This window comes from Saccharophagus degradans 2-40 (genome assembly GCF_000013665.1).
Taxonomy (GTDB): domain Bacteria; phylum Pseudomonadota; class Gammaproteobacteria; order Pseudomonadales; family Cellvibrionaceae; genus Saccharophagus; species Saccharophagus degradans.
On record NC_007912.1, the window covers coordinates 164,551 to 177,249 of the forward strand.

A 12,699-nucleotide genomic window follows, 5' to 3' on the forward strand; every position below is an offset into this window, starting at 1 on the left:
TTAATGGATCCGCAACAGTTAAAAGATTTAGCTCAAGCCATTTGGCTTGAGCTCGTTCACTATAAAGAATGGTGTGTAGCTATTTTTATAGTTGTAAGCCTAGCTGCAATTGGCTTGGGGTATACCTGGCCGCAAAGTTATAAAACTAGTGCTGTACTGAATGCGGATGAGCAAAACATCATCGCACCACTACTTAGTGGTCGTGCGGAGGTAACCAAGGTAGATCGCTCGCAAGACGCTAAAGAAGTTATCTATACGCGTACATTTTTAGAGAAAGTAGTTAAAGAAAGTGGCTTGCTCGAAGGAGAACCAAGCCCAGATGCAATAGAAAGAAAAATTTATGCTTTGCGCAGTACAATAGAAGTTTCTTCTGTTAATAAAAATTATTTTAGAGTTAGTTATACCGCGCCAAGCCCCGATAGATCTTTCACTGTTTTAAGTGAAACTGTTAGGCAATTTGTTGAGCACACCGCTAAGCAAAAGAAGGAAGAAAGTTACTCTGCTTATCAGTTTATTGATTCGCAAGTGCAAGCTTACAAAAGACAGCTTGAAGATGCCGAAGAAAAACTAAAGATATTTAAATCGGGCAATATAGACGGAAGCGAAGCATCCGTTTCTAGCCGAATTTCTCAACTTCGAACAGAAATAGAAAACTTAAAGCTGTCTATAGATGAAACAAATTCAAGGTTAAAAACAGTACAAAGCCAGTTAGATAACGAATCTTCATATTTGCAGGCTCGTTCGAAATTGGATTCATTAGAGCAGCGCAAATCTGGTTTGAATACTGAACTAGAAAATTTGCGTCTGTCTTATCAAGAAAATTACCCCGATGTTGTATCTCTAAAGTTGCAAATTGCAGAGCTAGACAAACGCATTGAAGAAATATACCGCTTAGACGGAGTAACTACTTCGGGTAGCAGCAGTACCGAACAAAACCCGCTCTACGAAGAACTGCGTAAGCAAATGGCCGTGGCTGAAGTAGATCTGCGTACGCAGAAACAACGCAAAGCTTCTTTAGAGCGATTGCTTGAGCAAGAGTATGCCCGAGCAGAGAAAATAGCCGCAAACGAAGCAGAGCTATCGGAGCTTACGCGTGATTACGATGTAACTAAGCGCGTTTATGAAGAGATGCTCGATAGAAAAGAAAAAGCTAGAATGTCTATGGCGTTAGATGTGGAAGGCCAAGGTGTAAGCTACAAAATTCACGAGCCACCGGTTTATCCGTTGCAGTCTACGGGCCTAAAGTTTATTCACTTCGCAATAATAGGGCCTATTCTTGGCTTTATAATACCAATAGGTCTGGTTATAGCTTTAATTATGCTCGACCCTCGAATACGTTCTGGTCTTGCTCTAGCGTCAAAATTTGAAGATGAAGTTGAAGTAATCGGTACTATTCCTCATAGCTCCACAGCGCTAGCTAAGCGTGTGGTGCGGCGAGATGCAGTAATAATCATTGGTGTAACGCTTTGTTTTCTTGCGCTGTATGCCGTTATTGTGGCCAATAAACTGTTTAGTTCTACCTTATAACTTTCGCAGGCTGATGATTATGCAAAGGAAATTGCCAACACTTGTTACTGCATTTATTACTACAGGTATATGTGCTCCTCAGGTACAAGCACTTGATCTAAACTGGGGGGCCAGCCTTAACAGTGATTTTTCTGACAATGGAAGGCGAGTAGCAGTTAACCCAGAGTCAGAGCGGCAAGATAATATTGGGTTAAATATTGCAGCCAGTGATCAAATGAAATACGTTCAGTATGACTTAGGTTATAACTGGAGCTACACCAACTTTTCTAAAGACAGCCAAGAAGATAGATCGTTACTAGACGGCGATGCTAGCGTCACGCTAGGTAAAACGCTGGGCCTCTTTCAGGTTGTAATCGACCATAGCCGTCGCAAATCTTTAATTGACCCAACGCAGCAAAATTTATTTGCCAATTTGGAAGAGCGGGATATAACCACTGTTAGCCCGCGTTTGAATTTACCGCTATCTCGCATAGATATTGTTACCCTTTCTGCGCAAAAATCTCAGGTTAGCTACGAAGAGTCTTCATTGCGAAACAGCCAGACCACTGGTGCAGATATTGTGTACCGTCACAACCTATCTACAGTCGATAGCATATCAGTATCGTTTTCTAATCAAGATATAGAATATACAGAAATTGAAAACTATACGTATAACTATCAATTGTTGACGTTTGGTTACCAAGCACAGTTGCGAAACTTAAGTTACAGCTTATCTGCAGGTTACAACGAAGTAGAACAAAATGGCGATAAGTTTGGCGGGTTAAATTACCAAGTTGAACTCGAATATGACCTTACCGGTGCTGTGTTCACTGCTTCTGCTGCGAGGGAAATTACCGATAATTCAAGCGGTAGCGGGGCAGCAATAAATATTAGCGGCGATGCTTTAGCCGATGGCAGGTTCGACGGCCCTGATCAATATTTGCGGGAATTTGCCTCTGCTTCATTGGCGTTTGAGAGACTGTGTACGCGTTGCACATTAGATTTCGGGTTCTCTATAGAAAATGAAACGTATCAAAATTTTAGTGTTAACGATACCCGTGAAACTAATATTAATAGCAGTTTCGATTACAGATTAACAACACGCAGTACATCCAGCATAAGTTACGTGCGACGCAACCAAGAGTTTATTAACGATAGCATTGGTTCGCGCGCATCAGCAGAAGTAAGGGTTAGTTACCGCTATCAAATTAACGGTAATGTTAATGCTTCTTTCGCCGTGTCGAATTTAGAGCAAGATATAACAGATAACATCAGTGCTACCGAAAATCGAATAGGGCTGGGCATCGATTATCGATATTGATATCGCGCTCTATCTAACCTTTTTACCGATTTGCTTATTTAATACCACCCTTTGAGTTTTCTGTGACTAACAAATTAATTAGTATTGTTGTGCCAGCCTACAACGAGCAAGAAGTTATTACCCATTTTCACGAGCGACTAGCAGCCGTAATGAACGAAATGGCTAATTACCGTTGGGAAGTGGTATACGTTAATGACGGCAGTAAAGACGATACATTAAAAATATTGCATGGTTTAAGGGATGCAGATGAGCATGTTGCGGTGCTCAATCTTAGTAGAAATTTTGGTAAAGAAATTGCGCTAACGGCTGGCCTAGATCATTCATCTGGTGACGCTATTGTAGTGATTGATGCTGATTTGCAAGACCCACCAGAGTTGATTCCAACACTCGTTGAGCGATGGGAGGAGGGTGCCGATGTAGCTTACGCAAAGCGTAAAAAACGCGATGGTGAATCCGCCTTTAAAAAAGCGACCGCTCATATTTTCTATCGGTTTATGGCTAAAATTGGCGATGTAGTACTTCCAGAAGATACGGGTGATTTTAGACTCTTAAATAGAAAAGCGTTAGATGCCTTAAATAGCGTACGCGAGCGCCATCGTTTTATGAAAGGCTTGTTTGCTTGGATAGGCTTTCATCAAGTAGCAGTTGAATACGATAGAGACCCTCGCTTTGCTGGGGTAACTAAGTGGAATTACTGGAAGCTGTGGAACTTAGCGTTAGAAGGGTTTACTTCATTTACCACTATGCCGTTAAAACTAGCTACCTACATTGGTGTACTTACAGCATTTGGTTCATTTGTGTATGGCTTGTATATGATTATCACCACATTAATTAATGGTAACGATGTAGCGGGTTACCCATCGCTGGTAGTAATAGTGCTATTCCTTGGCGGTATTCAATTAATGAGTATTGGTGTAATAGGTGAATATTTGGGGCGTATATTTAACGAAACTAAAAAACGCCCACTGTACTTTACAAATGAATGGGTGCCCAGCCGCGAAAATAAAACAATATCGGAATAGTCTAGGTGTTGGGTAATCAGTTTATAAAATTTGTGGGTGTAGGTGGCCTAAGTACGTTTAACCACTACGTACTAATGATCGCGCTTGTAGAGTTGTTCTCGGTTGATCCTGTAATCGCATCGGTGTTTGGTTTTACTGTTGGTGCGATCACATCTTACATTCTAAACTATTTTTTTACTTTTAAGTGTGCCAGCTCCCATAGGCTGGCGGCTATCAAATTTATTTGCGTTGCCGTTTTAGGGGCATGTGGAAATACACTTATTATGCATTTTTTAATTGAATATGCTCAGTTGCTGTATATTTTTGCGCAGGTGATTGCAACAGGCTTAGTGTTAGTACTTAACTTCTTTGCAAGTAAATACTGGAGCTTCGCATAAATAAATAGTTAAACACCCCTAGTTAATAACTCACGGCTATTAGCTAGAGGCGCAATTCGGGTTACTTTTCTTCTACATCAAAATTAGGCGGCGTTATAGGTGGTGAAGGTAGTGCATTCACGCAGCCTATTTTTTCGGTGCTAATAACAAGGTTATCTACAAACCTAGATTGCTCCGCACTCGAGCCTCCACCCTTATAGTTTTCAAGAAAAATTGCGTTAATACCGTAAGTGTCGAAACTGCTGCGCCAGTTTAAGTTTGTGCGTTCGGCTTCGAGTTCGTCATTTATCCACAACTTGAACGTGCCGTCGGCTTGCCCGAGTGTATTAAGCTCAACGCCAACTTCTATGCAATGCCAGTTTGTTTTGTTCTCATCGCTATAAATGTCGGTAGTTCCCTCAGCCTTTCCCAGCCATTTTAAATTATTAAAATCATTGTAACCTGTGGTGGCAATTGCACTACTTGATTCTGGTCTTGCTGTGCCAGAAGCGGGGTCGATTGCAATGTTAAGGTTGCTCCCCTGCCATAAGTGAGCAATCATCGCTTGAGACCAATTATTACCTGCAAATGAAATTGCACGGGCTATTTTGTTACCTTGCCCTTGCCAGCGGCTGTCCGTTTTCATGTAGAAACGCCAGTGCACGGTTTCAAAGTTGGTATCTGTGTAGCGCTTTTGTGCAACAGGAGTGCGACCAAAACTAAATTTCAAATTGCCTGCGTCTGAGGAGCCCGGTACCCAATCGCTGCGTAAGGAGGCATTGCCGCCAAATGCTTCTTCGCTATCTACGCCGTATCTGCCATTGGCGCGATAAACTTCAAAGTAATTTTCTTCTAAGCTACTATCTACTTCAAAGTCATCACACCAAAGCCAATTTGGATGTGCGGTTTGCCAGTTCGTACACTCTAATGGCGATGCATTTAAAGCGGTGAAGGGTAAGGCAAGAAGTGTGCTTATAAGTACTATTTGTGTTCGCATCACGATACTCCATATTCAGCAAACTATGTGCTTACAGCGTAGGCAGAAAACTGAGCAATGTCGACATTAATTTACAATTGTGTGATAGGCATACAGAAAAAAGAACAAGTCTATTACGGCAGGTTCTTAACAATGTGTGGCCCTATAACGTTCGCTATTAACAAAGGCAATTTTTTCCAAGTTGCAATCATCAATTTAAATTTAGGGTTGTCTGGGTTTAAGCTCGGAGCTTCGGCGTCGTCGGGGCGCCAGCTATACCAATAGTGCTCAACGGGTTGAGCTCCCCACTGCTTCTTAAATTTGTAGGTACCAGCATCTTTAGTGGAGCGCCCAAAATCGAAAAACTTAAATTCACGTTCAATGCAATGGTGCAATATACGGTGATACATCCACATATTTATATTCATAAAGTTTGCAGACTTGAGTGTCGATGCCCAGGGAATTTCCATCATTTCTCTGTTAGCAATAAGAAATGCTGCGCCAACTGGCTTCTTTTGGGTATAGGTGACAACGAGTGTGGCGTCAATTGATGGGTGGGAAAGAATATTTCGAAAAATTGATTTTCCGTATACCGGGGTGCCCAGGTCGCGCATGTTTTGCGAGAAAACTTTATAAAAATCGTCTAATAAATCTAGCTTGCCAAAAGTAATGCTAGGCGCATACTGATCTGCTTGTTTGGCTTGGGCTCGAACTTTAGCTCCCAGACCGGCATCAAGTAACTCACTTGACTTAGGCAGGCTTAATATCATAGAAACTTTTCTAGATTCAGACGGCCATGAAAAACCATTATTCGTCGTTCTTATTTCTAAGTGAGCTAGCTCATTTTGCTTGGCTATTTTAGCCGCGGCTTGCATGAGGTATTCGGCAATACTAGCGTTATTGGCTAATGGGCCACCGTAATTAAAAAACGGCATTGATACCCCAAAGCTACCAAACAAGCGACTCTTCAGCCAGAAAAAAGGTAGTACTCCAATAACTACATTTTCGTGCTTGGCCAGAAGATAAAAACTCTTGTGGCCAAAACTATTGGTGATAATAGAGCGCCAAGCGTACCGATGATAGCTGCAAGCGTTGCTATGCGAGTTGACATATTCATCCCACGTTTGGGCGCCATCGTCTTGAACTAATTCAATCTGTATGGCTTCGTTGGGAATGGTTGCTGTTTTACTATATTGTTGCGCTAAAAACTGCTGAGGGAGTTCGGGTTCGTTTTCCTTGGTAGGTAAAACTTGCGTGCAAAGCTCGAGAATCTGCTGTTCTAATAATTGCTTATTGCTTTCAAGCTTTTTCAGCTCGCCCGAAATAGACTGCATTTTTCGCTTTAAGCTAGCGAGTGCTTCTGGGTCGTCTTTTGCTTTTCTAAATTTACTAGAGGTTTCTTTTTTTTCTTCTGTTTTTATTTTTAATTGCTGCTTAAGCGAAGTGAGGTCGACAACGAGTTGATCGATAGTTTTGCGGTCGATAGGCGCATTTTTAGGTAAGCTAGCAATAAATGCCTCTGCATCCTTTGATAATAATTGTATATCCATTTATGTAGCGCCTACCTCAAAGTGCTTATGTGTACATTTTGATCAATATTTACTGAGCCTAAACTCTGCTGAATAGTACCAAAGTTAAAATCGTTGATCATTCGCTCTAGGCGACCATAGCAACGGTGTAAATTTGTGTAGTGCCTAAATTTAGATTTAAAGCTGGCATTGGGTACGCGCGGTTGGTCGGGGTCTATCTCCCAAGGGTGCAAATAAAATATAAGCGGACGAGTTTGATTAACTGAAGCGCGTTCAAAAAGCCAGCGCGATAAGGCATATGGGTATTGTCTAAAATAGCCGCCACCTGCAGCAGGAATAGACATGCCCATTACTTTTGCAGATGTAAGTGGAAACTCAGTAATTTTGTTACCGTTTTCCAGTTCTATTGTATAGGGTTGTGTTGGGCTACCAGGTACGCCGTAGTTATCGTGGTGGACTGGAAAAATACTGGAATCCCACTCAAAGCCAAGCTCATCTAATATATCCAAAGCCCAAAGCGATTTACGAGTTATAGAGTAGCTTGCCGCGCGATAGCCTAAAATAGGTTGTTGAGTAATTTGCTCTAATATATCTTTCGACTTTTTAGTTTCTTCTCGAAATACTTCTGGTGTTTGGGTGTACACCAGTTGATGTGAATAGCCGTGCGAAGCTATTTCGTGGCCCTGCTCTGAAAGTTTACGAATTAGTTCAGGAAAGCGCTCGGCAACCCAGCCCAAAACGAAAAAAGTGCATTTAATTTTACGCTGCTCAAATAAATCGAGTAGCTTTAGCGTGTTTTCTTCTACACGAGTTGGCCATTTATCCCAATCACCTTGAGAAATAACCTTGTAGAATGCCGACACGTGAAAATAATCTTCTACGTCGACTGTCATTGCATGAACTACGGATGAATTACTCATGTGTGTATCCGATTATCTATATCCAGTAAATGTAAGTGTTAAAAAAGCTGACACCAGCGAGAAGGGTAAATTTGACCAGCTATTTAATTTGGAAAGCGCTAGTATAGCGACCTTAATAAAATCTGCACCAACATAAGGTTCGACACAGCATAAAAGCGAATTTAAAGTGTACATGGTGTAGATGAAGACTTATTGAAGGGGATAAATAATGCATATTCGTGCATTAACTAGCGAGATTAAATCCAAGGCTTGGGTGCTTGTTACTTTGCTAGGGGTGGTTGCTTTTGCAGTATTGGCCTATTGGCCTACTTGGCAGTCTCTACATAATGTATGGGCTATGCTCGATCAAAGCTATTCCCACGGCTATCTTATTGCTCTTGTTGTTCTTTATTGGTTATTTAAGGCTGTATTGCAATATCAAGCCTCGCCCAAACCTAGCTATGTAGCTGTGTTAGGCATTATAGCGTTAGGGGGCTTGTGGCTGTTTGGTGAGGCCACTCAAACATTGCTGTTGGCTCAGCTGGCGCTGCCGTGTCTGCTGTGGTTTTCCATTTTTGCCATATTAGGCCTGCGTTTTGCGGTCAGCGTTGTGCCATTGTTGCTTATATTTATATTCGCTATACCCCTGTGGGATATTCTTACGCCAATACTGAGGGGTATTACCACATATGTAGTCCAATTTGGCGTGTCGATACTGGGAATACCGGCATACTTCGATGGCTTTAAAATAGAAGTGCCGGCTGGTGTGATCGAAATTGCATCAAGTTGCGCGGGCTTAAACTACTTTCTTATGGCTAATGCCTTTGCAGCCATTTATAGCTATCAGAACCAATTAGATACAAAGCGTACAATTCTGTGTGCTCTAGTTGCAACAGCCATAGCGTTGGTGGGTAACTGGGTACGTGTCTATATACTTGTTTTAGTGGGGTATTATTCCAACATGACCCACTCATTAATGCACTCGCACGCAAATTTCGGTTGGATACTGTTTGGCTTATGCATGGTGCCAATGTTATATGTATTTGGCCGTATATACGCGACAAGCACCTGGGCCCAAAGCGCAGCTGATGAGCCTACACCGCCCAAAACCCAAGCAGACCTTTCTCCAAAAACGTTTATTATTAGCGTGTTGCTTGTGTGCTTTTGCTTGGCTTTGGCGCCTGCCACGCTGCACTGGAATAGCGTTAAAGGAGATGTGGCAAGCTATGAAGTTTCTACCATTAACGGTGCCAAGCTAAGTCAGTATTCTGCTGTTGCATGGCGGCCCGCTTTTAAAGGGTATGATGCACATTATTCTTGGTTGGGGCCTGTAGCTGGTTTGCAGTCGCAACTACAAGTTCTGTTGTATACGCAGCAAGCGCAGGGTAAAGAGCTTATTTATTACGACAATTTGCTTGCGCCAGCGCACAACTTGAAAAAATTAGGCGACTTCAATGCAAATGGTAATATGCCGTTAGCAATGGCCGCTGTAAACTCAGGTGGTCAACAGCGGCTATTAATTTGGTCCTACAACTTGGGCGGTAAATATACTACCTCGCCTATCAGCGCAAAACTACTGCAATTTTTAAGCTTGTTTAATCAGCAACCCTATGCCGCTCTCGTGGTACTGGTATTTGACTGCCAGACCAATTGCACACAGGAGCAGGCAGTAATAAATGCCTCACCAAGTGAAATAGATGTAATTTTTTCACAACTAAACATCAAGGCCCTAGCGCCCTCAAATAAATGGAAATAGAGAGATGATGTATGCCTAAGAATATTCTTATTGTTGGTATGGCTAGGTCAGGAACCAGCCTTACCGCATCTATATTTGCCAATAATGGTTATTTTCTAGCGAAAGATGCAGAAAAAGAGTTAAAAAAAGGTAACGAGTTTAACCCTACCGGCTTTTTCGAAGCAGAAACTGTTATTGAAAAAAATCGAGAAGTCTACAAAGCTATTGACTACCAAGCAGATAACACGTGGATGTTTGAGCCAATAGAGCCTAAGCATATTGATACGCTTAAAAACCTAAAGCCACTTCCAGGTCATGAAGAACTTGTGGCCTTTTATAACTCGCGTTCGCCATGGGTGTGGAAAGATCCACGGCTGTGCTACACGCTTCAGTATTGGTGGCAGTTAATGGATGAAAATACTGCGGTGCTATTGGTAAAGCGCAAGCCCGAAGCTATTTACAATAGCTTTTTACGAACAGGCTGGGTAAGTGCTACTAAAGAGCATAAGCGGCAAACATTCGAGTGCATTGATCAGCATATATTGCAGGCAGAAAAAACCCTAAAGGCATTAAATATACCTTATGTAGAAATAGACTACAGTGAGTATCGCGATGCGCCGCAAGCTCTGTGCAAAAAACTCAATGAAGGTTTCGGCTTAAATTTGAGTGTGACAGATTTGAACTACGAAGATGCCTATAACCACAGTTCTTTTGTGGGTAAGTTAAGCACTAGGCTGGACTTATTACTAAATAAGCTACCCAAAGGTTGGCTGCACACCTTAAAGCGGTTGGCTCCCTCGGGGCTAATAAACTTACTATTCCCCGAGCGAAGACGCAGTTAAAACGTATTAAAGCAAGCCTTTAACCTAAAGATAATACGCTGCAAAATAGATGGCTTTTTACCTGTAGATAACCTGCGGTAGTACATCCAGTCGCTTATTCCCTTTAGGTCCACAGCTATCTTGCTTTTATCGTTATAAAACTGGGCTATATCACGTTTGCTAGCCCGGCCATTGCTTAGCCAAGCGGGAATGTACTTCTCGCTGAGCAACGTTACATCGTTGGTTAGTTTATCTAAACCTTTGCCGGTTGCCGGGCTAACGCTTTGAAACTCGTCGGCAATAACCACTAACCCGTTCTGAACGTGCCCGCTAGTGCGATAAAAGTGTGTGGGGAAAACCTGCACCTTGCTTGCTAACTCCAGTTCGCCAACAAACCTGTAAAGTTCTTTAAAGTGCTTGGGCATTTCTGCTAGTGGATCTGCGCGCAGTGCTTTTGCTCGTGGGTCTTTGGCATCCCATTGCGAGAAAATATTTACTCGCATGTTGTCGCCAATTAAAAAGAATGTAATGTAATCAACACCGTTAGTAAGTTGCTCGGCGTAGTAATTAAAACCGCGAAAATCAAATGATTTACCGTCTTTGCGTTTAACATCAAACCCAAAGTTTAATGAAGTAAGTGAAGGTATTAAATTCCGTTGTATACCTACAAGCTTAGTAACCGATTCATTGCCCCCAGTGGCAATTACTACTAGCTTAGCAGTTAATTGTTGATTATCTTTTAGTGAAACAGTTTGGTGTGATGCGCTTGTAGTAATATTTGTAACAGTGCCAAGCTTAAGCGCTACGCCACTTGGTAAATTTGCACGTAAATTATTCACTGTTTTGGTGTAGTCAAAGCCATACTGGTCAATGGTGTCAATGGTCTCAAGTTGACCGTCACAATAGCTTTGAATATTTCCAATAGGTTTCATTTGAGGTATTACAAACTGATCTAGGTGCATTTTGCGCAGCTGATCAATTTGGTTGTACTCGAGCTTATCGGCACGGAATGACTCTGGGTAATCCTGCTTTTTATCTACAATATTGCACGAGATTCCTTGAGCAGCTAATTGGTGCGCGAGGCATAAACCCGAAAGGCCTGCACCTATTATCAAAACATCGCTGTTAGTGGTATGTATCATTGTTTACAGAAGCCAAGCTTAGTAGTGAGACAGATAAATGTGCTACTTTCATCGCCCTTTAAGTTGGGCCGACTAATGCTCCAGTACTAGGAAAGATAACATTACAGTGGGAGACGCGGATAATATCAGAAGTTAAGCGTCGTTGCTGTTGTAGATTCTACGTTTTAATAGCTGTAAAATTTCGAACTTTCTTTTAAGCGCCAATTTTAATTGATTCAAGTGTGAGCGCCATTTTTCATTTTCCCCTTACTAGGTAAATTACATGCATAAGAAAGTGCTGCAATTAAGGTGCACTGGGCAGTTATTGGGTGCAGAGCGCGTAATACTAGAGCTGGGTAAAGAGCTGCCCCCGCTGGGGTATGAGTCCGTAGTAGGAGTGCCTGTAGAGCAAGGTATGCCCGAGCCAGAATTGATTTGTGCTGCAAAAGCCCTAGGCTATGAAGTGGTGGTCTTTCCTATAAAAGGTGCATTTGACCTATCTGCACTTACAGCTGTAAAAAAATATGTGCAAGATAACAATATAGATATAGTGCATTCACACGGCTACCGCGAAGATTTGTATGCATTAAAGTGCCGCTCGCTGGCGAAGCTCGTTGCTACGAACCACCTTTGGAAACGCACTGACTGGAAATTATCGCTATATGCAAAGTTGGATGCATTCTTGCTTAAGTTCTTTCACCATATTGTGGCGGTATCTAAGCCGGTCAAAATAGATATGTTAAACGAAGGGCTAAAGGATCAAAAAATAACCCTTGTGCAAAATGGAATAGATACCGCGCATTACGCGCAAAAGCACGATACAGCAGCTATAAAGGCCAGTTTGGGCATCGAACAAGATACTACCGTGTTGGCTACCTTGAGTAGTTTAACTGGCGAAAAAGCAATTGATGTGGCCATTAAAGCTTTTGCTGCCCTGCCAGAACAGTCGAATAAATTAACACTGTTGGTAATAGGTGACGGTCCAGAGCGAGATAATTTACAGCAATTAGCGCATAAATTAGGGTGTGAAAAGCGCGTAGTATTTGCAGGCCGCCGAAGTGATATTTCTGCGTTACTATCCTGTGTAGACTTATTTGTGTTGTCTTCGCTTGCGGAGGGGCTGCCTATGGCCCTGCTAGAGGCTATGGCTTCTGGTTGTGCTGTTATTGCCACTGCAGTGGGTGATGTGCCTGATGTGGTTGATACAAGTGTGGGCAGGTTGATAGAGGCGGGTGATTCACAAGCTTTAACAAACGCCATGCAAGAAATAGTGTATGATTCCGCCGCACTAAAGCGCTATGGAAATGCAGCGAAAAACAGAATTGAACAGCAATTCTCATCCAAGGCGATGGCCTCAGGTTACGCGGCAATTTACAACAAATTGTTGAATGCAAATTAAAATTACGGATAAGC

At 42.2% G+C, this 12,699-nt stretch carries 11 protein-coding genes; 7 read left to right on the top strand and 4 right to left on the bottom strand.

Annotated features, from left to right (window positions below):
* Positions 1 to 3 precede the first annotated feature (3 nt).
* From SDE_RS00690 to SDE_RS00705, 4 genes are all read left to right on the top strand, one after another.
* Positions 4 to 1,527: an XrtA system polysaccharide chain length determinant gene (locus tag SDE_RS00690; protein WP_011466621.1), complete on the top strand. Its 1,524-nt coding sequence runs from the start codon at positions 4 to 6 to the stop codon at positions 1,525 to 1,527.
* A 19-nt stretch (positions 1,528 to 1,546) separates the two neighbouring features.
* Positions 1,547 to 2,827, top strand: coding sequence for a hypothetical protein (locus SDE_RS00695; RefSeq protein ID WP_041323967.1), 1,281 nt, complete (start codon positions 1,547 to 1,549; stop codon positions 2,825 to 2,827).
* A gap of 62 nt (positions 2,828 to 2,889) precedes the next feature.
* Positions 2,890 to 3,849, top strand: a complete 960-nt coding sequence (locus tag SDE_RS00700) for a glycosyltransferase family 2 protein (RefSeq protein WP_011466623.1) — start codon at positions 2,890 to 2,892, stop codon at positions 3,847 to 3,849.
* Between the two features lie 5 nt (positions 3,850 to 3,854).
* A complete protein-coding gene (locus tag SDE_RS00705) occupies positions 3,855 to 4,226 on the top strand; it encodes a GtrA family protein (RefSeq protein WP_011466624.1) in 372 nt (123 codons plus the stop codon).
* Positions 4,227 to 4,287: 61 nt separating this feature from the next.
* Here the strand turns inward: SDE_RS00705 and SDE_RS00710 are convergent, their stop codons facing one another.
* The 3 genes from SDE_RS00710 to SDE_RS00720 all read right to left on the bottom strand — a co-directional run bounded on the left by SDE_RS00710 (position 4,288) and on the right by SDE_RS00720 (position 7,630).
* Positions 4,288 to 5,202, bottom strand: a complete 915-nt coding sequence (locus SDE_RS00710) for a polysaccharide lyase (protein WP_011466625.1) — start codon at positions 5,200 to 5,202, stop codon at positions 4,288 to 4,290.
* A gap of 113 nt (positions 5,203 to 5,315) precedes the next feature.
* Complete coding sequence (locus SDE_RS00715) at positions 5,316 to 6,731, bottom strand: FemAB family XrtA/PEP-CTERM system-associated protein (RefSeq protein ID WP_011466626.1); 1,416 nt, start codon at positions 6,729 to 6,731, stop codon at positions 5,316 to 5,318.
* Between the two features lie 11 nt (positions 6,732 to 6,742).
* Entirely contained in the window at positions 6,743 to 7,630 is an 888-nt protein-coding gene (locus SDE_RS00720; RefSeq protein WP_011466627.1) for an XrtA system polysaccharide deacetylase, read from the bottom strand.
* Positions 7,631 to 7,838: 208 nt separating this feature from the next.
* Between SDE_RS00720 and SDE_RS00725 the strand changes: the two genes are divergently transcribed.
* On the top strand, positions 7,839 to 9,365 hold the full coding sequence (locus tag SDE_RS00725) for an exosortase (RefSeq protein ID WP_011466628.1): 1,527 nt from the start codon (positions 7,839 to 7,841) through the stop codon (positions 9,363 to 9,365).
* An 11-nt stretch (positions 9,366 to 9,376) separates the two neighbouring features.
* Positions 9,377 to 10,186 (top strand): sulfotransferase family protein, encoded by an 810-nt coding sequence (locus SDE_RS00730; RefSeq protein WP_011466629.1) that lies wholly within the window; start codon positions 9,377 to 9,379, stop codon positions 10,184 to 10,186.
* Here the strand turns inward: SDE_RS00730 and SDE_RS00735 are convergent.
* Positions 10,183 to 11,307, bottom strand: a complete 1,125-nt coding sequence (locus SDE_RS00735; RefSeq protein ID WP_011466630.1) for an FAD-dependent oxidoreductase — start codon at positions 11,305 to 11,307, stop codon at positions 10,183 to 10,185. The genes SDE_RS00730 and SDE_RS00735 overlap by 4 nt on opposite strands.
* A 262-nt stretch (positions 11,308 to 11,569) precedes the next feature.
* Between SDE_RS00735 and SDE_RS00740 the strand changes: the two genes are divergently transcribed.
* Positions 11,570 to 12,685 (top strand): glycosyltransferase, encoded by a 1,116-nt coding sequence (locus SDE_RS00740; RefSeq protein ID WP_011466631.1) that lies wholly within the window; start codon positions 11,570 to 11,572, stop codon positions 12,683 to 12,685.
* Positions 12,686 to 12,699: the final 14 nt, after the last annotated feature.